Annotated in this window: 20 protein-coding genes and 1 pseudogene; 10 read left to right on the forward strand and 11 right to left on the reverse strand. The window is 69.4% G+C overall.

What is annotated here, in order from left to right; translation table 11 throughout:
• Window positions 1-22 precede the first annotated feature (22 nt).
• Entirely contained in the window at window positions 23-514 is a 492-nt protein-coding gene (locus ACQEU1_RS13415; RefSeq protein WP_433200160.1) for a hypothetical protein, read from the forward strand.
• Here the strand turns inward: ACQEU1_RS13415 and ACQEU1_RS13420 are convergent.
• Genes ACQEU1_RS13420 through ACQEU1_RS13440 form a run of 5 tightly spaced genes read right to left on the reverse strand, consistent with a single transcriptional unit; the run spans window position 511 to window position 6,977 of the window.
• The gene (locus tag ACQEU1_RS13420) at window positions 511-2,508 is read right to left on the reverse strand and encodes a transglutaminase domain-containing protein (RefSeq protein ID WP_433200163.1); all 1,998 of its coding nucleotides are present in this window, start codon (window positions 2,506-2,508) and stop codon (window positions 511-513) included. The genes ACQEU1_RS13415 and ACQEU1_RS13420 overlap by 4 nt on opposite strands.
• Window positions 2,505-2,768: a hypothetical protein gene (locus tag ACQEU1_RS13425; protein WP_433200166.1), complete on the reverse strand. Its 264-nt coding sequence runs from the start codon at window positions 2,766-2,768 to the stop codon at window positions 2,505-2,507. The genes ACQEU1_RS13420 and ACQEU1_RS13425 overlap by 4 nt, the downstream gene beginning before the upstream one ends.
• Window positions 2,765-3,871 carry a DUF58 domain-containing protein gene (locus ACQEU1_RS13430; RefSeq protein ID WP_433200169.1) on the reverse strand — a complete coding sequence of 369 codons (1,107 nt, stop codon included), beginning with the start codon at window positions 3,869-3,871 and terminating at the stop codon, window positions 2,765-2,767. The genes ACQEU1_RS13425 and ACQEU1_RS13430 overlap by 4 nt, the downstream gene beginning before the upstream one ends.
• Entirely contained in the window at window positions 3,868-4,833 is a 966-nt protein-coding gene (locus tag ACQEU1_RS13435; protein WP_433200172.1) for an AAA family ATPase, read from the reverse strand. Before ACQEU1_RS13435 ends, ACQEU1_RS13430 begins: the two co-directional genes overlap by 4 nt.
• The gene (locus tag ACQEU1_RS13440) at window positions 4,830-6,977 is read right to left on the reverse strand and encodes a hypothetical protein (protein ID WP_433200175.1); all 2,148 of its coding nucleotides are present in this window, start codon (window positions 6,975-6,977) and stop codon (window positions 4,830-4,832) included. The genes ACQEU1_RS13435 and ACQEU1_RS13440 overlap by 4 nt, the downstream gene beginning before the upstream one ends.
• A gap of 185 nt (window positions 6,978-7,162) precedes the next feature.
• On the opposite strand from ACQEU1_RS13440, the gene ACQEU1_RS13445 reads away from it, so the two are divergent.
• A complete protein-coding gene (locus tag ACQEU1_RS13445; RefSeq protein WP_433200178.1) occupies window positions 7,163-7,816 on the forward strand; it encodes a hypothetical protein in 654 nt (217 codons plus the stop codon).
• A 179-nt stretch (window positions 7,817-7,995) separates the two neighbouring features.
• On the opposite strand, the gene ACQEU1_RS13450 is transcribed toward ACQEU1_RS13445, so the two are convergent.
• Window positions 7,996-8,667, reverse strand: coding sequence for a fibronectin type III domain-containing protein (locus tag ACQEU1_RS13450; RefSeq protein ID WP_433200181.1), 672 nt, complete (start codon window positions 8,665-8,667; stop codon window positions 7,996-7,998).
• On the reverse strand, window positions 8,664-9,266 hold the full coding sequence (locus tag ACQEU1_RS13455; RefSeq protein ID WP_433200184.1) for a hypothetical protein: 603 nt from the start codon (window positions 9,264-9,266) through the stop codon (window positions 8,664-8,666). Before ACQEU1_RS13455 ends, ACQEU1_RS13450 begins: the two co-directional genes overlap by 4 nt.
• 80 nt (window positions 9,267-9,346) lie before the next feature.
• Between ACQEU1_RS13455 and ACQEU1_RS13460 the strand changes: the two genes are divergently transcribed.
• On the forward strand, window positions 9,347-10,234 hold the full coding sequence (locus ACQEU1_RS13460; RefSeq protein WP_433200187.1) for a LysR family transcriptional regulator: 888 nt from the start codon (window positions 9,347-9,349) through the stop codon (window positions 10,232-10,234).
• On the opposite strand, the gene ACQEU1_RS13465 is transcribed toward ACQEU1_RS13460, so the two are convergent.
• Window positions 10,137-11,000 (reverse strand): EamA family transporter, encoded by an 864-nt coding sequence (locus tag ACQEU1_RS13465; protein ID WP_433200190.1) that lies wholly within the window; start codon window positions 10,998-11,000, stop codon window positions 10,137-10,139. The two genes, ACQEU1_RS13460 and ACQEU1_RS13465, sit on opposite strands and share 98 nt — an antisense overlap.
• Before the next feature lie 93 nt (window positions 11,001-11,093).
• Between ACQEU1_RS13465 and ACQEU1_RS13470 the strand changes: the two genes are divergently transcribed.
• Window positions 11,094-12,002, forward strand: coding sequence for an RluA family pseudouridine synthase (locus ACQEU1_RS13470; protein WP_433200193.1), 909 nt, complete (start codon window positions 11,094-11,096; stop codon window positions 12,000-12,002).
• On the opposite strand, the gene ACQEU1_RS13475 is transcribed toward ACQEU1_RS13470, so the two are convergent.
• Window positions 11,997-12,890, reverse strand: a complete 894-nt coding sequence (locus ACQEU1_RS13475) for a hypothetical protein (RefSeq protein WP_433200196.1) — start codon at window positions 12,888-12,890, stop codon at window positions 11,997-11,999. The two genes, ACQEU1_RS13470 and ACQEU1_RS13475, sit on opposite strands and share 6 nt — an antisense overlap.
• Window positions 12,891-13,014: 124 nt before the next feature.
• Between ACQEU1_RS13475 and ACQEU1_RS13480 the strand changes: the two are divergent.
• Window positions 13,015-13,911: pseudogene (locus ACQEU1_RS13480) on the forward strand (acyltransferase family protein); the annotation flags it as partial.
• Between the two features lie 64 nt (window positions 13,912-13,975).
• Here ACQEU1_RS13480 and ACQEU1_RS13485 read toward each other — a convergent pair.
• Window positions 13,976-17,182 (reverse strand): GH92 family glycosyl hydrolase, encoded by a 3,207-nt coding sequence (locus ACQEU1_RS13485; RefSeq protein WP_433211482.1) that lies wholly within the window; start codon window positions 17,180-17,182, stop codon window positions 13,976-13,978.
• Between the two features lie 41 nt (window positions 17,183-17,223).
• On the opposite strand from ACQEU1_RS13485, the gene ACQEU1_RS13490 reads away from it, so the two are divergent.
• The 5 genes from ACQEU1_RS13490 to ACQEU1_RS13510 all read left to right on the forward strand — a co-directional run bounded on the left by ACQEU1_RS13490 (window position 17,224) and on the right by ACQEU1_RS13510 (window position 21,512).
• On the forward strand, window positions 17,224-18,486 hold the full coding sequence (locus ACQEU1_RS13490; protein WP_433200199.1) for a BNR-4 repeat-containing protein: 1,263 nt from the start codon (window positions 17,224-17,226) through the stop codon (window positions 18,484-18,486).
• A 40-nt stretch (window positions 18,487-18,526) separates the two neighbouring features.
• Complete coding sequence (locus ACQEU1_RS13495) at window positions 18,527-18,910, forward strand: VOC family protein (RefSeq protein WP_433200202.1); 384 nt, start codon at window positions 18,527-18,529, stop codon at window positions 18,908-18,910.
• A gap of 120 nt (window positions 18,911-19,030) precedes the next feature.
• On the forward strand, window positions 19,031-19,726 hold the full coding sequence (locus ACQEU1_RS13500; protein ID WP_433200205.1) for a chitinase: 696 nt from the start codon (window positions 19,031-19,033) through the stop codon (window positions 19,724-19,726).
• Window positions 19,727-19,935: 209 nt separating this feature from the next.
• Entirely contained in the window at window positions 19,936-20,967 is a 1,032-nt protein-coding gene (locus ACQEU1_RS13505) for a glycoside hydrolase family 19 protein (protein WP_433200208.1), read from the forward strand.
• Window positions 20,968-21,020: 53 nt separating this feature from the next.
• Window positions 21,021-21,512: a DinB family protein gene (locus tag ACQEU1_RS13510; protein WP_433200211.1), complete on the forward strand. Its 492-nt coding sequence runs from the start codon at window positions 21,021-21,023 to the stop codon at window positions 21,510-21,512.
• Here the strand turns inward: ACQEU1_RS13510 and ACQEU1_RS13515 are convergent.
• Entirely contained in the window at window positions 21,509-21,754 is a 246-nt protein-coding gene (locus ACQEU1_RS13515) for a mycoredoxin (protein ID WP_090069138.1), read from the reverse strand. The two genes, ACQEU1_RS13510 and ACQEU1_RS13515, sit on opposite strands and share 4 nt — an antisense overlap.
• Between the last annotated feature and the right edge of the window lie 264 nt (window positions 21,755-22,018).

Here is a 22,018-nt window from a genome sequence, read left to right on the forward strand (position 1 = left end):
CGCTCGTTATGCCGGCCCACCGATGTTCGCTCGTGGACGAAAGCGCCGCACACTCGTTCTGCTGGCGGCGGTTCCGCTCGTCGTCGGCATCGGGATCGGTGTGCTGATCGGTGGCAACCTCCGGCCGGAGTCCACCGAGAACACCGGTGCCACACCGACGTCACCCGCTGTGCCCGATCAGCTCGAATACACGGACATGCCGTGCGATCCCGGTTCGTCCGTCCTCGTCCTGCACTCGCTGGAAGGCGCGATGCGCGAGTCGGACGTCCGCGTGCTGCTCGACTACGAGACGTTGTGGGTGCAGTACCGGGAGGGCGCGAACCCGGCGCTGCGCGGGCAGACCGCGCAGCTGAGCAGACGCGACGACGTGTGCCCGGTGATCGTGCCCGAGGACACGCGCTTCACCCAGTTCATCTGGATCGGCCCGTTCCCCTCGGACACCGCGCCGGCGTTGTGCGAGGCGTTGCTCAAGGTCACCGGCAGGAACTGCATTCCGGCGCAGGTCGTGCGTTAGCGGCGGAACAACGGTCGCGGGTCGACGGACCACACCAGCCTGCGCCACCAGGAAGCCTTGCGCCGCACCGCTTTTTTCACGGTCCGGGCGAGCTTCCAGCTGTTCTCGTCGTGCGCGGGTTGCGGTGCGAACGCGGCCTGGTCGACCGCGACCGCGAGCCGTGCACCCGCTTCGCCCCATTCGCGCCCGACGTCCGGGACGGTGCGGCTGGGTTTCGGCCGCAGCCCGGCGAGCTGCAACGCGTCGAGCACCTCGTTCCACGCTCCCACGGGCCCGGCCGCGCGCAGCCGGAGCCGCCGTGACGTGCGGGCCGCGTACAGGACGATCAGCAGCACGACCGGCGTGAACACCCAGAGGGGGAACGACTTCGGCGCTGCCGGCGCCGCCACGGCGTCCCCCTGCACGGCGCTCGGCTGCACCAGCGGCGGCACCGAGGCGAGCGAGGTCGGCGTGGGCTTCGCGGTGGTGGACGCGAGCCGGTTCAGCACCTCGCGCTTCGACGCGGCGCTCGGCCCGCTTCCGTTGCCGGACACGGGATCGAACGCCACCCAGCCCCACCCGCTGAAGTACACCTCCGGCCACGCGGTGGCGTCCGCGGCGCGCACGATCCGTTCGCCGTTCTGCTCGGGCACCGGCTGGAACCCGACCACCACCCGCGTCGGCAGCCCGACGGCCCGCGCGAGCACCGCGTAGGCCGACGCGAACTGCTCGGCCGTCCCCGCGCCCGCCCCGGACTCGCCCTGCTCACCGAACAGGAACGTCTCCAGCCGCGCGTACGACGACCCGACCGGCGCCTCCGCGTCCGGCCTGCGGTTGAGCCGCACCACCTGCTCCAGCGCAACAGCCTTCTCGTACGGCGTGCGCGCGTTCTGCGTCGCCTGCCGCGCGTAGTCCGCCAACGTGAAGGGCAACCGCGGCAACGCCGTGTACCTCGTGACGTTCACCGGCACCTGCGCCTCGGCGAGGTCGTTGTCGCCGGGCGTCTCCAGCACACCGCGGACCGTGTAGCTCAACCCGGTCTTCAGCCCGTCCGCCACGACGAGCGACCCGGTGTCGGGATCCACCATGGCGTCGCTCAACGACACCGACTGCGGCTTCCCGATCCCCGGCAGCCACTCCCCCTGCAACCCGGTGATCCGCAGGTCCACACTCGCGTCCTGGACCTTCCCGCCGGTGGGCAGGTCCGGCGGGTCCACGACACCGAGCGGCCCGTACGTCGACGCGGCCTCCCACGAGGCCCCCGAGTACCGGCTCAGCGTCACCAGCCGCACCGGCACCTCGGGCCCGCGCATCCGGAACAACTCGGTGTCCCCCTGCGCCGCCCAGGAAGCCAGCTGCGGCAAGGGGTTCGACAGAGCGAGGTCGGTCACCGGCGGCGTCACCAGCTTGCGCGGCTCAAAACCGTTGGTGGGCAACACGAACGCCAGCAACGTCAACGCCGCCAGGGCTGTCGCCAGCACCGCGGGCGGCACCACGGGCCCGCGCCGGTCGATGATGAGCCAGCCCAGCGCCAGCACCACGACCAACGTCAACGCCACCAACCCGTAGCCGTCCGCACGGCCCGTGGTGAGCAGCGCGGCCGCCACGTACAGCGTCGCCGCCCCGAGCGCGGGCACGAACAACGCCGTGCCCCGCTTGGTCACCGACAACACAGCGCCGGTAGAGATGCCGACGATCAGCAACAGCCCGGGCACGAGGAGTTCCGGCGTGGCCGGGGCCGGGCGGGCCGCGGTGAGCAGGCGGGGCACGGTGTCGAGCAGCACCCACGTGGGGTCGCGGTCCGGCGACGCGCCGCGGGCCATGAGGAAGCCGCCGGTCATCGCCAGGACCATGACGGCCAGTGCCGCGAGGCCGGCGGGCACGAACTTCTTGAGCAGCAGGGCCAGGAACCCGGAGAAGGCGGCGAGTCCGAAGTAGACGAACGCGCCGTCCCAGGCCTGGGCCAGCTGGAGGGAACCGACGAGGAGGAGGGCGGCGACCCACGCGAACTTCAACGCTCGCCACCTCGTTCCACCACGCCCGCACACGCGAGCCCGGCAGCGTCAGCGAGGGGACGATCGGCGGCTTCGTGGTGCCGGAACCGGTGCAGCGCAGGAGCGAGCTTCGGTACGACGCCACCGAGGCCGGCCACCCGCACCGTCACACCACGGTCCGCAGCCCTCCCCCAGGCCTCACCGCAGCCCTGCGCCTCTGCCTGCGCGCGCCTCGCTGCGGCACCGCCGCGTTCCAGCACGCCCACCCGCTCGCGCTTCATCGCGACACCACCGCGTTCCACGAGTCCACCAGGTCCTCGGCCCCGGCCCCGCTGATCACCAGCACCGACCCCGCCGCGCTCACCGGCTTCTTCTCGTCCACCACCAGCACGGTCCCGAACGCCGCCCGCCCCGCCTCCAGCACCAAGGCCGGCACGGTGCGGCCGCTGATCACCGCCACCACGTCCAGGTCTCGCACCGGCACCGTCGGCCGGCCGTCCACGTCCTGCAGTTCCAGGTCCGCGAGTGCCGACAGGATCGGCGCCGAGTCCTGCTGTTCCTCCAGGTCCGTCCCACCGGAAGAGGTCAGCAGCCGTACCGGGTGTCCCTGTTCCAACGCCGAGGTGACGAGCGACGCGGCGACCTCCACGGCCTCCTCGAAGCGCTGCGGGTCCGCGTAGGAGGAGTCGCTGTCGTCCAGCAGCACGGCCAGGTGCGGGCGCGCCGGGTCGGCGTCCTCGCGGATCATCAGCGTGCCGGTGCGCGCGGACGTCGCCCAGTGCAGGCGGCGCAGGTCGTCGCCCGGCACGTACTCGCGCAGGCCCACCAGGTCCGTGCCGCCGCGTTCCACGCGTTCGTCGGCTCCCACCTGGCCTCGGCGGGCGCCGGAGGGCAGGCCTCGCACCGGGAGCACGCGCGGTACGACGCGCACCTGGACCACCTCGCCCAGCACTGTGCGGGCCTGGGCCAGGCCGGCTAGGCCCTTGCGGCGCAACGTCAGCGGGCCCACGTCGAACACGCCCCGGCGTTCGGTCGGGATCGTGTAGTCGACCGCCTCCACCACGCCGGGCTTGAGCAGCGGCACGTCCACGTCGGTCGCGGTGCCCGCCACCAGGTCGACCGCGTCCAGGGCCACCGGCCAGCGGCCCGAGGACGCCAGTTCCAGGCGGCCGGTGCAGCGGGCCAGGCGGGGGACGGTGCGCGGGCGGACCGTGCGCGTCACCGTCAGCGGTGAGGCGACGAGCACGGAGACGATCGAGGCGACGACCAGTGCGGTCAGCGCCAGGCCGAACGCCGCCATGCCCGCGTAGCGCCACCACAGGCCGATGCCGAGCATGAGCAGGCCCAGCACCGCCGTTCCGGTGCCGCGCAGGGTGAGTCTCATTGGGCGGCGGGCTTGGGCACCGGCACGCGTGAGAGCACGTCCGCCAGCACCTCCGACGTCGTCACGCCCGACAGCACGCTCTCGCGCGTGAGCACCAGGCGGTGTGCCAGCACGGGGTCGGCGATGTCCTGGACGTCCTGCGGGACGACGAAGTGCCTGCCCTTCGACGCCGCGTACACCTGCGCGCACCGCACCAGGGTCCGCAGGCCGCGGGTCGAGGTGCCCAGCCGCAAGCGCTCGTCAGATCGCGTGCCCGTGCCCAGGGCGGAGATGTAGTGCAGGATCGGGTCGGCCACGTGCAGCAGCGAGAGCCGCGCGCTGAACGAGCTGACCTCGCGCGGCGACGACACCGTGTGCACGTCGGCGATCCGGCCCGCGCCGCTGCCCGGCCGCAGCACGTCCAGCTCGTCCTCGACCGACGGGTAGCCGATCGAGGTGCGCAGCATGAACCTGTCGAGCTGCGCCTCCGGCAGGCGGTAGGTGCCGTCGAGGTCGATCGGGTTCTGCGTCGCCACCACGAGGAACGGGTCGGGCACCGCGTGCCCGATGCCGTCGATCGTGACCGTGCGCTCCTCCATGACCTCCAGCAACGCGGACTGCGTCTTCGCCGCCGCGCGGTTGATCTCGTCCGCCAGCACGATGTTCGCGAACACCGGGCCAGGCCGGAACCGGATCTGCCCGGTCTGCGGGTCGTAGACCGACGTGCCCGTCACGTCCGACGGCAGCAGGTCCGGCGTGAACTGGACCCGCCGCGACACCCCGCCCAACGCGCCCGCGACGGCGCGCGCCAGCGTCGTCTTGCCCGTGCCCGGCACGTCCTCGAGCAGCACGTGGCCGCCCGCGAACATGGCCACCAGCACCAGGTCGACCACGTCCCGCTTGCCGCGCACCGCGCCCTCGACCGCGTCACCCAGCCGCGTGTGCAGGTCGCGGAAGGCGGAAACCTCACCGGTGTCGATCACTTGTCCTCATCTCCACGACGACCACCGATGCGCAGCAGGAACGCGCACGCCAGCAACCCCAGGCCGCCCACGCCCATCGGCGCGGTCCCCGCCCCGGCGGGGGCCAGCTTCGGGATGCACCCCGGCTTGCCGCCGCACTCGTCCAGGATCAGGCTCGCGTTGCGGCCCGCGGACTCGACCTGGCCGCCGCCCGTAGCCGCGTAGGCGCGCACGACGATCCTGTTCGGCCCCTCTTCCAACGTGATCCGCGCGGTCGTCGCGTTGCACGGGATGCCGACCGCGTACTCCCACGTGGTGTTCACGACCTCGCACCGGCCGTTGTGCGTGGCCCAGTCCGCGGGCGGTGCCATGTTCACCGTGCGCGTCGGCATGCGGACACCACCGGTGATGCTGGTGATCACCGCGGCACCCGCCGACGGCAACGAGGGCGGAGGAGGCGGCGGAGGAGTCGTGGTCGTCACCGGCGGCGGGGTGTTGGGCGGCGGCGTGTTGGGAGGTGGCGTGTTCGGGGGCGGGGTGTTGGGCGGCGGGGTGTTCGCGGGCGGCGACACCGTGAACGCGCCCATGCCCGCGGCACCGGCCGTCGACGCCGTCGAGGCGCGCACCGTCACGTCCAGGCGCCCGCCGGAGCAGAACGCCGATCCCGTGCAGGGCACCGACAGGTCGGCCGAGGTCGCGGCCGTCTGCGCCGACACCGACCCACCGCTGAACGAACCGGAACCCGCGACCGTGTACCCGACGATCGCCTCGGCCGACTGCGGCGCGCTCCAGCTCACCGTCACCACCAGCGCCGAGGCGGTGCGCGACTTCTCCCGCACCGTCACGCCCGCGGGCGCGCCGGGTGCCGCCGAACCGGCGGAAGGCGGCGTCGAGGGCACCGACGGCGGCGTGGAGCCACCCGTCTCGGGAGGCGGGCCGGTGTTGGTGCCGGGGTTGCGCGGCGGCTTCTGCGGCTCGTTCGGGTTCGGCGGCGGGGGCGGCGGCACGGACGGCGGCGGCGAGCGGTCCGGGTCCTTCACCGGCACCTCGGGGTCGCGGATCATCAGCGAGCGCGTCGCGCCGTCCGGGTCGACCAGCACACCCGTCGAGGAACCCGGCACGTTCACGAACAACCGGCCGTCGTCGAACACGAGCTCGGGGTCTGCTCCGCCGGACGTCCGCACGTCGTCACCACCGCGGCTGCCGCCCCGGTCGAGCACGATGACCTTGCCGGATCCCTTGCAGGGCACGTAGACCTTGTCGCGGAACACCGCGGGACGCCCCGGTTTCGGACACCCCATAGCACCGACGTCGACACGTAAGACCTCACGCCCGACGACGAGAACGACCACCGAGGAGGACGGCACCGACGCGGGCACCAGGTCGAGCGGCGAGGACTGGGCGGCGATCACCTCGGCGTCCGAGCGGTCCGTCGACGAGTCGACGTCCTCCCCCGTGCCGTCGCGCACCACGACACCGCCGTCGAGCCCGATCAGCGTGACGCCCTGGTCGTGCGGCACCAGCACGGTGCGCGGCCCGGCACCGGTGACCTGCCGCTGCGACCGCTCCTGGAACTTCTCGTCCCCGTCCGACCAGTCGAGCGACCGCAGCGTGCCACCGTGGTCGACGAGCCACAGCACGCCGCGCTCGTCCACGACGGCGTCCGCGAGCGGCTGCCCGGCCTGCCACGACTGCCCGATGTCGGCCAGCGTCAGGGGGTCGGCGGTGTGCACGGTGCCGGCCGCGCGGTCGACGACGAACACCATCCCGTTGGACACCAGCACCTTGCTCGTCGCACCGGGCGGCGCCTGCCGGCGACCCGAGGCGAGCAGGGTGGCCAGGTCGACGACGGTGATCTCGCCGGTGCGCCGGTTCAGCACGATCAGCCGGCCGTCCTCCTGCGCGATCTCCAGCTGCGAGTCGGGCCCGCTGACCTGCAACCGGGTCTGCGGCCTGCCCGAAACGGGGTTGATCTGCACGACCTCACCGCGCTGGTCGTCGCCCAGCCAGGTGAGCCCGTCCGACACCGCGACCGACGTACGGGAGATGCCCTGCCCGAGCGCGGCGCCCGCGAGCACCAGCACGCCCAGCAGCGCCGCGACGAAACTCGCCGACTCCCGCCCTCCACCGGAGATGATGCGTCTGATCCGGTGCCACCACGACATAAAGCGCCCTCCCTCGCCGCCGGGCATGCTAACCCTCGACTCAGACAACTTCGGACGGCCGATGGTTCCCGGTTCGCCCGGCAGCCGTATGGCCGACATCAAGAACGGTAATGACGGGGTCTGACACTTTTGAAAACCGAATGGCGTTACGCCGAACCGACCAACGCTTAAGGCAGAGTGGACGCATGGAAATCCCCGGCATGGGACTTGCCAAGCAGGCGCTCAACACCGCCCTCGACACGACAGCGGCCGTGGCGGCCGTCCCGAGCCGCGTGCTGAGCCTCATCGGCGAGGTGGAACAGCTCGTCCGCAAGGTGAACGGCACGATCGACGCCGTCGACGGCATCGTCGCGAAGGCGGACGCGCTGGTCGACAGGACGGCGAACGTCGTCGCGGACGCCGAGAAGGCCGTGGACGAGGTCCGCGCGATCACCGCGAGCGCCGGTGACGTCTCCGAACGGGCCGCGCAGGTCGTCGTGACGGCGGGCCACACCGCCAGCACGGCCGACGAGCTGATCGCCATCTACGAGCCGCTCGCCAAGAAGGCCCAGCCCCTCGCGCAGCGGTTCGTCGACGAGCTCTCCCCGCAGGAGGTCGAGGCCGCGATCAAGCTCGTGGACGAGCTCCCGGTCCTCACCGAGCACCTGACCAGCGACATCCTCCCGATCCTCGCCACCCTGGACAAGGTCGGCCCCGAGGTCCACCAGCTGCTCGAGGTCACGAGCGACATGCGCCAGGCGATCCTCGGCATCCCCGGTTTCGGGTTCATGCGCCGCCGCGGCGAGAAGAAGGAAGAAAAAGAGGAGGAAGAAGGTGTGAAGGCGGTCGAGAACGGGTAACCGGGCCGCCATGACGGCCCGCCTGCACCCCGACCGACTGACCCTGTGGCTCATCAGCAGCGTGTTCGGACTCCTGTCCGCGACCAACGCCCTGCTGGCGCTCACCGAACGCGCGACCTGGCCCTACGCGCTCGCGGCGGTACTCCTCGCCGCGAGCGCGTGGACCGCCAGACAGGCGCTCAGACCTTCCCCGTCGTCTGATGAGTCAGGTTCGACGGTGCTCCGAAGCGAAACGCCCGCACCCGATAGGTCGCGGTTTTCTCGTCTGGAAGTGTGATCACCCCGTACGAGGTGGTGTCCGGGTCGAGCTGCACGGCGACGCGGTAGTCCGCCGCGCCGGCCGGTCTCACCTCGATCAGGTAGCCGTCCTCGTCCGCCGCCCGGTCCTCCCACGTGAAGAGGATCCCGTTGGCGTGCTTCACCTCCGCCCTGAGTCCGGTGGCCGCCGACTCGGGCGACGACACGGCGTGCGTGCCCCCGCCACCTTGCACGGCAGCCGTCCAGTCCGGCCCCTCGATCTCCGGCACCTCGTCGCCAGGGGGCAGCGAAACGTCCACAGTGGCCGACGGAGGCCCCGTGAACGGCCGGACCCGGTAGTAGAACTGGGTTTCCGGAATCAGGTCGGGATGCCTGTAGGTGTCCCGCGAAGGTGGGCTGAACTCCAGGATCGTGTAGTCGCCGTCAGCGGAGTTCGCGTACTCGACGACCTGCCCGGCCGCCCCCGCCTCCGGACGCCAGTGCAGCGTCACGTCCACAGGCGAGGTCAGCTCGGACGTCAGCACGGGGTCCTGCTGTTCTTGGCCGCAGGCAGCCAAGAACAGCAGGAGCACCACCGAGATGCGCTTGGTCACTTGCGCCAGAAGCGGACGTTGCTCCAGACGACCGTCGCCGGTCCCTGGCCGCTGGACGTCCTGTACGCGCCGAACTTGTCGTAGAAGCTCGTACCCGAGCTCGCGTAGGTGTGCGCACGCGAGCCGTTGATGTACGTGCGGTGTTCCGTGGCCGTGTTGTGCACGGTGTTCACGCGAACAGTCGCTCCCACGGTCGCGCCGGTGGCGATGGTGGCGCCCCCGTGCACGGCGTAGAGCCGGCCGCCGCGTTCCACGGCGAGCATCCAGAACGGTCCCGCGCTGGGGGCCTCCCGGAACGTCTGCTTGAGACTGATGCGGGTGCCGCCGAGACTCGTGATCCGGAAGCTCCCCTCGAACTGGCGCGTGCCGCCGGTGTAAGTGGCGTAACGCCGCTCGGCACGCTGGTCACCGCTCGCGGTGGAGCAGGTGAGCTGGAAAGTCAGGTTGTTGACGTTGCCACAGCCGCGTTCCTGAACGGTGAACGACGGCGAGTAGCTGGTCCACGGACCCGTCTCGACCTGAGCCTGCGCCGGTGAGACCGACACGAGCAGACCGGTCGCCAGAGCGATCCCCGCGGCGATGCGGAGTCGTTTGGACATACCGATACCTCCTCAAAACGTGCTGAGGACAGCACGTTCTCTCAGGGGGCGGTAGCCGGAGACTAGCGGATACTGATCGAATGTTCGACCTCCACCGTCTGCGACTTCTGCGCGAACTTTCCCAAAGGGGGACGCTCGCCGCGGTCGCGCAGGCGTTGAACTACAGCCCGTCGTCGGTGTCGCAGCAGCTCTCGCTGCTGGAGACCGAGGTCGGCGTGCCGCTGCTGGAACCGGTCGGGCGGCGGGTGAAGCTCACCCCGCAGGCCGAGATCCTGGTGCGGCACACCGAGGAGGTGCTCGCGCGGCTCGACCAGGCGGAGTCCGAGGTGGCCGCGTCGCTGCACGAGATCACCGGCACGTTGCGGGTGGCGACGTTCCAGACGGCGGCGCTCGCGCTGATCCCGGCGACGTTGGCGCGCATGAGAGACGAGCATCCGTCACTTCGGATCGAGTTCCAGGTCCTCGACCCCGCGGAAGCGCTCTCCGCGTTGCACGCCAGGGACTTCGACCTCGTCTTCGTGGAGGAGTGGCCGGACCAGCCGGAGGCCCGCCTGCCCGGCCTCGAGTACCGGGAACTGGTCCGGGACCCGATCCGGCTGGCCGTCCCACGTGGACTACCGCTCGCCGAGGTCGCCGCGCATCCGTGGATCATGGAGCCCACCGGGTTCCCGCAGCGGACGTTCAACGTCAACTGGTGCCGGCACCAGGGCTACGAACCCGACGTGCGCTCCGCGTCCGTCGACGTGCTGGTGAAGCTGCGGTTCGTGGAACGGGGGCTCGCGGTCGCGCTGCTGCCCGACCTGATCTGGTACGACCGCGAGATCTCCGTGGACCTGCACGACCTGCCGGTGCCGATGTCGCGGCTGCTGTTCACTGCGGCACGGGCAGGACGAGGTCAGCATCCCGCTGTGCGGGCGTTTCGCGAGGCGCTGGCGCTTTCCGTAGCGCCGCTCCGACCCCGGCCGTGATCACCAGCGCCATGCCGCCCAGCGAGACCAGGCCGAGGTGCTGGCCGAGCAGCAACGCCCCGGCGAGCGCGGCGGCAGCGGGTTCGAGCGCGAGCACCACGCCGAACGTGCTGGCCTCCATCGCCTTGAGCGCCTTGATCTCCAGCGCGTACGGGATCGCGGACGCCAGCAGCGCCACGAGCGTGCCGAACAGCAGGATCCTCGGCTCGAACAGCTTCGGGCCGGCGGCCGCCAGCCCGTACGGCAACGTGAGCGCGGCCGCGATCATGCTCGCCCCCGCGACCCCGCCGACGCCGAGCCCGGCCGTCGCGACCTTGCGCCCCGCCAGCACGTAACAGGCCCAGAACACGGCCGCGAACAACGCGAGCGCCACCCCGATGAGGTCGAGCTTCGCGCCGGTGTACTCGCGCACGCCCAGCACGACCACGCCGACCAGCGCCAGCCCGACCCACACGAAGTCCCTGGGGCGCCTGCTGAGCACGGCCGCGAGCCCGAGCGGCCCGAGGAACTCGATCGTCACCGCGACGCCGAGCGGGATGCGGTCGAGCGCGAGGTAGAACGTGCCGTTCATGCCGGCGAGCGTCAGGCCGAGCACGATCGTCTCCTGCCTGATCTTCGGCCGCGCCACCACGGCGAGCATCAGCGCCGCGATCCCGAGCCTCAGCGCCGTGGCGCCGGGCGCGCCGATCTGGCCGAAGAGCTGGTTCGCGAACGCCGCTCCGAACTGCAGGGAGATGACGGAGCCGAGGACGAGGAAGACCGACATGAGCCCAGTCTTGTTTTCGCCATCCGTTCAGTACAGCGAATGTTTCCGAGCGATATCGTTCGGTTTTGCCGACGCTTTAAACTGGTCGGTGCGATGAGACGCAAACCCTCCTCCCCTCTCCCCCAGCGCGCGGGCCTGGACGCGGCACGGCTGAAGCTGCCCTCCGAGGGCCCGTGGCTGTCGTTGCGCGACCACCTCGTGGAACGCCTTCCGCGCGTGGCCGCCGCACGCATCGACGAGATGCTCGCGGAGGAACGGATCTGGGGCGTCGCCGGACCGTTGGGCCTGGACACGCCGTTCGTGCCCGACTCGTACATCTGGTTCCACCGCGACCTGCCGGTCGAGGTGCCCGTGCCGTTCGAGGTCGGGGTCGTGTACCAGGACGACGACATCGTGGTGGCCGACAAACCGCACTTCCTCGCGACGATCCCGCGCGGCCAGCACATCATGCAGACGGCGCTGGTCCGGTTGCGCGACTCGCTGGGGCTCCCGGACCTCTCGCCCGCGCACCGGCTGGACCGCGTCACGGCCGGGCTGGTGCTCTTCGTGGTGCGCCGCGAGCTGCGCGGCAAGTACCAGACGATGTTCCGGGACCGCCTGGTGTCCAAGGAGTACGAGGCGATCGCGCCGTACGACCCGGCGTTGGAACTGCCTCGAGTCGTGCGGTCGCGGATCATCAAGGAACGCGGCATCATCACCGCGTTCGAGGTCGACGGCGAACCCAACGCCGAGACCCACGTGTCCCTTGTGGAGCATCGCGGGTCGTTGGGGCGCTACCGGTTGAGGCCGGTGACGGGGCGCACGCACCAGCTGCGGCTGCACATGTCCGGGCTCGGCGTGCCGATCGTCAACGACGACTTCTACCCGGTGTTGCGGGAACGTCCGCTCGACGACTTCTCGTCGCCGTTGCAGCTGCTGGCCCGCACGTTGTCCTTTCCCGACCCGGTCTCAGGCGCGGAGCGGTCGTTCACCTCGGGACTGAAGCTCGCCGCCTGGTCATGAGACGTGGGTGCGGCGGGTGTCGATCGGCTGCGGTTCCCACACCTGGTTCATCCGCTCCAGCAACCGCCGGGCCAGCGCGCTCGTCTCGGGGTGGGTCTCGGTGAACGTCGCCACGATCGCCGCCCGGAACATCAGCCGGCCGCGCGCCGTGGTGCTGTACCAGAACCAGTCGTCGGCAACGGCCCTGGCGAGGTGGTCGGTGCCGTCGCGTTCGGCGCGCTGCACCAGCGCGTCGCCGTTCACGAACCACCTGATGCACGCGTCTTCGAGCGGCGCGGTGAACCCGCGTTCCTCGAAGTAGGCCGCTTCCGCCGCCTCCCTCAGTTCGCGTGGGGTCTCGGAGACGGTCGCGCAGGTCGGGAACCCGATGCGGAGGTACACGACCTCGGTCAGCCCGTCGCCGAGTGCCGCGCCCTCGAAGTCGACGAACTTCGCGCCGTCCGGCGAGTACATGTCGTTGCCTGGGCAGGGATCGCCGTGCACTAGGTCGAACCTGCCGCTGTCCTCGAAGACGAGCTCGTGCTCCGCGCCACCGATGTCCACGCCCATGGCGTGCACGAACCTCAGGAACGGCTCGGGGTCCGGCACCGCCTGGCGCGGCAGCAGTCCGGCGTGCTCCGGCCCGGTGGCCTGGTGCAGCTTGGCGAGGCCGCGGGCGTAGGCGATCACCCAGTCCTCGCCGAACGGGTCCGAGCGCAGCCGTTCGAGCACGACGGTCCGCCGCTCGTGGTCGACCTCGAGGATCCGCGGCACCACGCCGGTGTGCGCGGCGAGCCGCAGCGCCGTCACCTCGCGTTCGAACGCGGCCGGGTCGCCGACCACCTGCTTGACGATCCGGTCGCCGTCCAGCCAGACCCGTGACCGGTCACCGCTCTTGAGCCGTTCCACGCGAATCATCCTATTCCATGCCCATGACGAATTTTGTAACAATGGACATGAACGGCACGAATCCACCGTCGTGCAGAATCAGGGGACGGAAGCGAAACTGGGGCGTTTGCCTTCGCTGACCGGCATGAGATTCATCGCGGCGTTCATCGTGTTCGGATTCCACATCAACTCGGCAGGCTTGTGGCCGTATCTGGACGTACCATTCCGGCAGGGCGCCACCGGGGTGAGCTTCTTCTTCATCCTGTCCGGTTTCGTGCTCACCTGGTCGGCGAGGCCGGAGACCGCGGCGCGGACCTCGTGGCGCCGCCGAGCTGCGAAGATCTACCCAAATCACGTGGCGACGTGGTTGCTGGTTCTCCTGGTGGACGCGGTCACACCCGGCGCCGCTCTCGCGAACCTCTCGCTGACCCAGGCGTGGATCCCGGACGAGTCCGTCTACTTCAGCCTGAACACGCCGGCATGGTCATTGTCGTGCGAAATGGCGTTCTATCTGGCTTTTCCACTTCTGATCAAGTGGCGGATGCGCAAACCTTGGCTGATTGCAAGTAGCGCGGTGATCGCGATTTTGACAGTTCCGTTGATCGCGCTGTCAATGCCAGGCCCGCTCGAATACTGGTTCGTGTTCGTCTTCCCGCCGGTGCGCGCGTTGGAGTTCCTGCTCGGCATCGCGATGGCGAGGGTCGTGCAGCAGGGGAAGTGGATCGGGCTCGGGCTGTGGCCCGCGTCCGCGTTGTTCGCGGGAGCGTACGTCGGGTCGTGGTACCTGCCGGCGTCGTTCCCCTACGTCGCGGGCACGGTGATCCCGCTGGCGCTGCTGATCCCGGCGGCGGCCGTCGCGGACCTGACCGGCAGGTGGTCGCCGTGGCGCTCGAAGACCATGGTGTGGCTCGGGACCGTGTCGTTCGCGTTCTACATGGTCCACCAGATCGTCATCCGGGTCGCCGAGAAGTTCCTGGACGTGCACGCGTTCCCGCTGGCCGCGGCGCTCGGCATGTTCGCGGTGTCGATGGTCGCGGCCTGGCTGCTGTACCGGGTGGTCGAGGTGCCGGCGGAACGGTTCCTGCGGGCACCTCGACCAGCGCAGATCAGGCGAGCGTCATCGCGTACAGCTCGACGCGCGGGTCGTCCGGCAGCGTCACCGAGCGGACCGTCTTCGCGGGGTCCAGCCGCAGCGACTGACCGAACAGCCGGACCGGCGGCCCGTCAACGCCCTGCCCTGCCTTGATCCGGTGCGGCATCTCCAGCACGGTGGGGCCGCCGCCCGCCCAGTCCGGCACGGTGGCGGCCACCTCGGCCGAGGTGCCGTCGGTGTACCAGACGGTGAACGCGGCGGACACCGGTCCGTTGTGCGACGAGCCCACGACGTGCAGCCACGAGAACTGGCCGGTGGGCAGCAGCATGCCCTGGCCGCGTGCCTCCACGAAGTTCGGCGCCGTGCCGGTCGGGTCCGGTGCCTGGTAGGTGATGCCGCCCCAGGTCACGGGTCCGGCCGCGGGCAGCAGGGCGGCGTCGTAGCTCCAGCCGCCGCCGTCGAAGTCGCCCGCCGCCGAGTCCGCGACCGTGGCCGTGCCGTCGTGGTTGAGCTCCGGCGTGACGTCCACCGAACACGTCGAGAACGCGCACAGGGCCGCCGGTTTGACCTCGACGACGGCCTTCAGCGGCACGTCCCCGACCTTCACGGCCACCTCGTAGCTGCCGGGCGCCACGCCTGCGGGCACGGTGAACGTCAGCGGCACCGTCTTCTGCGTCGGCAGGTGCCGCGACACGATCACGAACGGCTTGGCGCCGCTCACCTTCCAGCCCGCGGGAGCGATCACCTCAGGCCGCACGGTCGTCGCCGCGGGGGACTGCGCCAGCACGTCGAGCTGCACGGTCAGCGACTGCGCGGTCTCCGAGGTCGGCAGCACGATCTCGGTGCTGCGCAACGACGCCGACAGGTCCCGGCGCGAGTCCGGGTTGCCGTCGTTGAGCGACGGCGGGGCGTCCGATCGCCCGGTGCCCCACGACGACGGCTTCGACGAGACCTCGTGCTCCAGCTTCCCGCCGCGCTGCAACGAGGTCCACGACAGCCAGGTCTTGCGGACGTCGCGGCCGCCGAACGACACGTTCTTGATGTACCGGTTGGTGTCCGAGACGCCACGCGCCGAGACGTTCAGAACACCGCCCTGCGATCCGTACTGTCCGATTCGGACGGTCGCCGTCTCGAACTGCGGTGACGACAGCGCGAGGAAGTCCGCGCCGTTGAACGTCGGGTAGAGACCCAGCGACGAGAAGACGTACCAGGCCGACATCGTGCCCAGGTCGTCGTTGCCCGTCATGCCGTCCGGGCCGGTGGTGAACAACGTCATCGCCGCCCGCACGACCGTCGCGGTCTTCGACGGCGTGCCCGCCCACAGGTACATGTACGGCGCGAGCAGGTCGGGTTCGTTGTTCGGGTTGTAGGTCGGCTTGCCGTAGTAGTCGTACGGCTCGGTGATCCAGTCGCGCTTCGCGGTACCGGCCGGGTCCAGCAGCAGCTTGTCGTGGACGAAGAACGAGTCGAGCCGCTTCTCGGTCTCCTTGCGGCCGCCCATCAACGACACCAGGCCGTCCGGGTCCTGCGGCACGAGCCACTGGTACTGGTAGGCGCCGCCCTCGTGGAACTGGTGCGCGGCGTCGACCGGGTTGTACGGCGAGAGCCAGGTGCCGGCGGCGGTGCGCGGCCGGAACTGGCCGATCGAGGAGTCCCACAGGTTGCGGTACCACTGGCCGCGGTCGGCGAACATCCGCGCGTCCGAACGCTTGCCGAGGCCCTTGGCCATCAACGCGAGCGACGCGTCGGCCGCCGAGTACTCCAGCGTCGCGGACGCCGGGTGCACGCAGTCGTTGTCGCCGCCCTTGTGCGCGCAGTCCTCGCCGAGCTCCAGCCCGGACGGGATGTAGCCGCGGTCCTGGTAGAACTGCACACCCGACCGTCCGTTGTACGGCGAGTCGGCGGGCGGCAGCGAGGTCGCGTTGGTGCGCAGAAGCTGGTACGTCTCCTCCTCGTACCCCTTCAGCAACCCCTTCGACCAGGCCTCCACGAGGAACGGCGTGACCGGGTCACCCGTCATGATGTTGGTCTCGGACGACGCCAACGCCCAGCGCGGCAACCATCCCCCGTCCCGGCCACTGGCCACGACGGACAGTGCGACGTCGCGCGCCACCTTCGGTTCGAGGATCTGCAACAGCTGGTTCTGCGGACGGTACGTGTCCCACAACGAGAAGTTCTGGTACGGCGTGTAGCCCGACGCCGTGCGCACCTTGCCGTCGAAGCCCGTGTACTTCCCGTCGACGTCGCCGGCCAGGTTCGGGTGCAGCACCGAGTGGTAGAGCGCGGTGTAGAACGCGACCTGGCGGTCCCGCGTCCCGCCGGTGATCTTGACGGCGTCGAGCTGCTTCTTCCAGACGTCCTTGGCCGCGCTGACCGTGGCGTCGAAGTCGAAGGATGGAGCCTCCGCCGCGAGGTTCTTCCGCGCGCCCTCGATGCCGGTGTAGGACAGGCCGAGCTTCAGCACGACGTCCCGGTCGGCGGTCGCGTCGAACGTGACCCACGCGCCGTTCCCGCCCGTTCCCGCCGCGTCCCTGGCGCCCGCCGTGGGAACGCTCCCCCGCCACGCGCCGAAGGAGGCGAACGGGCGGTCGAAGGTCGCGGTGAAGTAGACGGTGTGCTCGTCCTTGCCCGCGCAGAACCGGCCGTTGCGCACCCGGCCCTCGATCGTGCGGTCCCCGACGACGTGGATCTCCGAGTCCAGCACCGTCTGGTTCGACTTCCCGGTGTTGAACAGGACGTTCGCCGCGCCGCTCGACGGGAACGTGTAGCGCTGCCAGCCCGTCCGCTGCGTGGCGGTGAGCTCGGCGTTCACCCCGTATCTCGACAGCCCCACCCGGTAGTAGCCGGGCTGCGCGGCCTCGTCCGAGTGGCTGAACTCGGACTTGTAGGCGTTGATGTCAACGTTGTCGACGGACCCGACAGTCGGCATGACGGGCAGCTCGCCCATGACGCCGCAGCCGACGCCCGACAGGTGCGTCTGCGAGAACCCGTAGATCGAGCTCGCCTTGTAGTCGTACCCGCCCTGCCCTCCCGTGTCGGGGCTGACCTGCACCATTCCGAACGGCACCGACGCTCCGGGGAACGTGTTGCCGAAGTTCTGCGTCCCCACGAACGGGTTCACGAGGGATGAGGGATCTTCCTGCGCCTGTGCTGCCTGGGCAGGAACTGTTAAGGCCAGTAACAGTCCGACTACAACCAGTGTCCGCATGGAAGGCAGTATTGTCTGATCGTCGCCGCCCCGACACCCATCGGAGGTCGGCGATGCGCGCTTTTGCAGCGGTGTTGCTGATTCTTGTCGCATTTTGTCAGCCGGCGCAGGCCGCGCCCGCTCTCGACACGGTCACCACGGCGAGCGTCTACGGGTGCCTGCGCACCAACGGCGCGGGCGTGTACGACGCGACGGTCGACAAGACGTTCGTGACGTACTCGGGGACCCGGCACGACATCTACGTCAAGGCGTTCGACCACGCCGCGAACACGTGGTCGGCGGCGGTCAAGGTCGCCACGCTGAACCTGACCCACGACAACGCCTACCACGACTACCCGGTGCTCACGCAGCTCGGCGACGGCCGGCTCGCGATCTTCCGCGCCACGCACACGGCGTCGATGCAGCTCTACACCGCGCCGACGCCCCGTTCGATCACGGGCACCTGGTCCGCGCGGACGATCAGCACCGACAGGAACACCTACCCCGAGCCGGTCGTCACCGGCAACACGATCCACCTGTTCTACAGCCACAACACGGATCTCTCGTACCCGTACCGGACGTACAAGGTGATCAAGTCGACGGACAACGGCGCCACCTGGTCCGCGCCGCGCACGATCATCGACTCCGGCCGCACGGCCGACAGGTACGCCGAGGTGTACGCGTTCGGCGTGACGCAACGCAACGGCCGCGTCTACCTGACCTGGTCGCTGCACGGCGGACCCAAGGGCCACAACGGCGGCGGCAAGAACATCTACGTCGCCTACTTCGACACGGCCTCCGGCACCCTCTTCACGGTCGGCGGCGCGTCGCTCGGCACGGTGATCGACTCGGGTGACACCGACAAGACCCGCGTGGTGACGACGAGCCCGACGGATCTCCCCGCCGACAAGGCGTTGCCGGAGGAGAACCCGGTGACGGTGCCGTTGAACGACGGCTCGCTCGTGCTGGGCTACGGCGTGCACACCCGCACCAGCGCGAAGATCGTGCTGGCGCGTTTCTCCGGTGGCACTTGGACTTCCACGACCGTCGACAGCTCCACGTCGTTGTTCAAGGACCTCGTCGCGACGGGCAACGGCGTCGGCTTCTCCTACGCCAGCGCGGACCGCAAGCGCTTGCTGGTGAAGTCGTGGACGCCCGGCGGATCCGTTGCCACCGAACATGATCTGACCGTCCCGTACACGGCGGGCGCCGACACCACGTTCTACGCGAACTTCGTGGAGAACCGGCCGAGCGACCTGATCGCCAACACGATCGACTACGAGACCCGCAAGACCAACCACACCGGGACGTGGCCGGTGTTCTCCATCCGAGGTTAATGGTGCTGCGCGGGCATGACACCTGGAGTAAGCAGGTGTCATGCCCGTACAGCTCAACCACACCATCGTCCACTCGTCCGACCAGGAGCGGCACGCCCGGTTCCTGACCGAACTGCTCGGCCTGCCCGACGGCGTCCGGTTCGGCCCGTTCACCGTCGTCGAGGTCGCGAACGGCGTCTCGCTCGACTACATGACCGTGCCCGGCCCGATCACCGTGCAGCACTACGCGTTCCTCGTGACCGAGGAGGAGTTCGACCAGATCTTCGGCCGCATCCAGGAGCGCGGCCTCGAGTACTGGGGCGACCCGCACGGCTCCATGCCGCAGCAGATCAACCACAACGACGGCGGCCGCGGCGTCTACTGGCGCGACCCTGACGGTCACGCGCTGGAGATCATCACCCGGCCGTACGGCTCCGGCAGCTGACGAACCGGTTCACGTATCTAAAAGGTATAGACCACCTCTTGTGCTCGGAGCATCCCGGCTGCCACCGTGAGAGCGGTAACACGCAGTGGCCGCCCTGACACTCCGAGGAGTTGGTCCCCCATGCTCAGGACCCGCGCCGCCGCCCTGCTCGTCGCGCTGATCGGCGTCTTCACGCTCGTTCAGCCGGCGACGGCGGCGCCCTACGTCATCAGCGACGCCCAGTTCAACCAGATGTTCCCGTCCAACGTCCGCAACAGCTTCTACACGCTCGCGGGGCTGCGAAACGCGATCAACTGGTCGGGCAAGTTCGCGAACGAGGGCAGCGACACGATCAAGAAGCAGGAGCTCGCCGCCTTCCTGGCCAACGTCTTCCACGAGACCGGCGGCCTCAAGTACGTCGAGGAGATCAACAAGAACGGCGACTACTGCGACGAGAGCCAGTCGTACGGTTGCCCGGCAGGCGTCAAGCAGTACTACGGCCGCGGCCCGATCCAGCTGTCGTGGAACTTCAACTACAAGGCGGCCGGCGACTACCTGGGCATCAACCTGCTGAAGACCCCGAGCGAGGTCGCGAAGAACGCCACGACGGCGTGGAAGACCGCGATCTGGTACTGGATGACGCAGCGCGGCCCTGGCACCATGACCCCGCACTCGGCGATGCTCAACTCGCGCGGCTTCGGCCAGACGATCCGCAGCATCAACGGCTCCCTGGAGTGCGACGGCCGCAACCCGGGCACGGTGGAGTCGCGCGTGTCGAAGTACCGCCAGTTCACCAGCATCATCGGCGTCGCGCAGGGATCGAACCTCTACTGCTAGGAAGTGAGAGCGCTCTCCCGGTCGTTCGACGCCACGCAGGTGATCGCTTTCTACCGCCAGTGATGAAAAAGGTCTAGACCCTTGACTGGTCTGGACCACCGGTGCCAATCTCAGCACTGTTCACATCCGTGATTCCTAGGGCGCGCAGACTCCAGGAGTGGGTGACCTTGCTGAGAAATCGCATCTTGGCGTCTATCGCGGCGGGTGTGATGGCGGCGACCGTGGCCGTCATCGCACCCACCGCGGCTTCACAGGCGGAAGTGTCCGCACAGGCCTGCACGTACACCAACTGGGCCGCGGGCACGCAGTACTACACCGGCAACATCGTGAAGTACACCAACGGCCAGTTCTACATCGCCGAGCACGACAACCCCGGCTACGACCCGATCATCTCGACCTGGTTCTGGGAGCCGACGAGCTGTGACGGCGGTGGTGGAGGTGGCGGCGGCGGCACCTGCAGCGGCGCCGTCGACTGGGTAGCGGGCCGTCAGTACTACACCGGCAACATCGTGCGGTACAACGGTTCCTACTACATCGCCGAGCACGACAACCCCGGCTACGACCCGACGATCTCGACGTGGTTCTGGGAGCCGCACAACTGCGGCGGTGGCGGCGGAGGCGGCGGTGGCGGCACCGTCCCCACCGAGGCCCAGTTCAACCAGATGTTCCCCGGCCGCAACAGCTTCTACACCTACCAGGGTTTCATCGACGCGACGAAGACGATTCCCGCGTTCGGCACGACCGGCAATGACACGGTGAAGAAGCAGGAGTTCGCGGCGTTCCTCGCGAACGCGTCGCACGAGACCGGTGGCCTCGTCTACATCGAAGAGATCAACAAGAACAACGACCTCTGCGACGAGAGCCAGCCGTACGGCTGCCCGGCCGGCACCTACGCCTACTACGGCCGCGGTCCGATCCAGCTGTCGTGGAACTTCAACTACAAGGCCGCGGGCGACTACCTCGGCCTGAACCTGCTGCAGAACCCGTACCAGGTGGCGCAGAACTCCACCACCGCGTGGCGGACGGCGATCTGGTACTGGATGACGCAGCGCGGCCCCGGCACCATGACCCCGCACGAAGCGATGGTCAACTCGCGCGGGTTCGGCCAGACGATCCGCAGCATCAACGGATCGCTGGAGTGCGACGGCCGCAACCCGGCTCAGGTCCAGAGCCGCGTCAAGAGCTACCAGGACTTCTCGCGCATCCTCGGCGTGGACCCCGGAGCAGGCCTCTACTGCTAGTGGTCGGCCTGACTAGGACTCGAGCGGTCCTGGTTCGGTCATAGCTTCACTGCATGACCATGGAGCTCAACGATCTGCTGCACGAGCTGAACGATCAGCGCAGGACGTTCCGCGTCACGATGCAGGGCCTGTCGGAGGCGGACGCCAAGAAGCGCACGACCGTCAGCGAGCTCACGCTGGGTGGGTTGCTCAAGCACCTCACCTGGTGTGAGCGCGGCTGGACCCACATCCTGACCGAGCAGCCCCTCCCACCGCCGGGAATGCTGGACTTCGACCAGTACACCTGGACCGGCACGGACCTCGGGGAACTGCTCAGCTCGTACGACGAGGCGGTGCGCGGGACCGACGAGGCCCTGCGCACCGCCTCGCTCGACAAGCTCGTCCCGTTGCCTTCCGCGCCCTGGGACCAGGACCCGCAGCCCATGTCGATCCGGCGGATCGCGCTGCACCTGATCCGGGAGACCGCGCAGCACGCGGGCCACGCGGACATCATCCGCGAGATGCTCGACGGCCAGTCGACGACCGCGACCCTCTACGAGAACTAGGCCGCGAGCTGTTCCTTGACCTGTGCCAGCGACGGGTTCGTCAGCGCCGCGCCGTTCGGGAAGTGCACCGTCGGCACCGTGCGGTTGCCGCCGTTCACCTCCATGACGAAGTCGGCCGCGCCCGGCGTCTCCTCGATGTTGATCTCGACGTACTCGATGCCTTCGCGGTCGAGCGAGCTCTTCAGGATCCGGCAGTAGCCGCACCACGAGGTCGAGTAGACGGTCAGCTGGTCGGGAGCCATCAGGCGCACTCCTCATCGGGGTTGGACTGTGTCACCAGTATCAACACCCGCCGGGGAGTGCTTCTTCCCAGGGCGGGCCAGGTCACGGCAACAGCGAGCCCCGCACGTCACCGGGAACGTCTGCGCAATCCGTCGCCACTCGTTCGGACCAGCGAACGGCGATCGTCAGGCAATCGTCAGGTCAATTCTCTGCACGGTGGGTGAGCATAGTTCGCGCGCGGCAGAAAATTTCGGTCGCGCAATTGGTCGTGCATTTTCGGGGGC

Source organism: Lentzea sp. CA-135723 (assembly GCF_050936595.1).
In the GTDB taxonomy this organism is placed as follows: Bacteria; Actinomycetota; Actinomycetes; order Mycobacteriales; family Pseudonocardiaceae; genus Lentzea.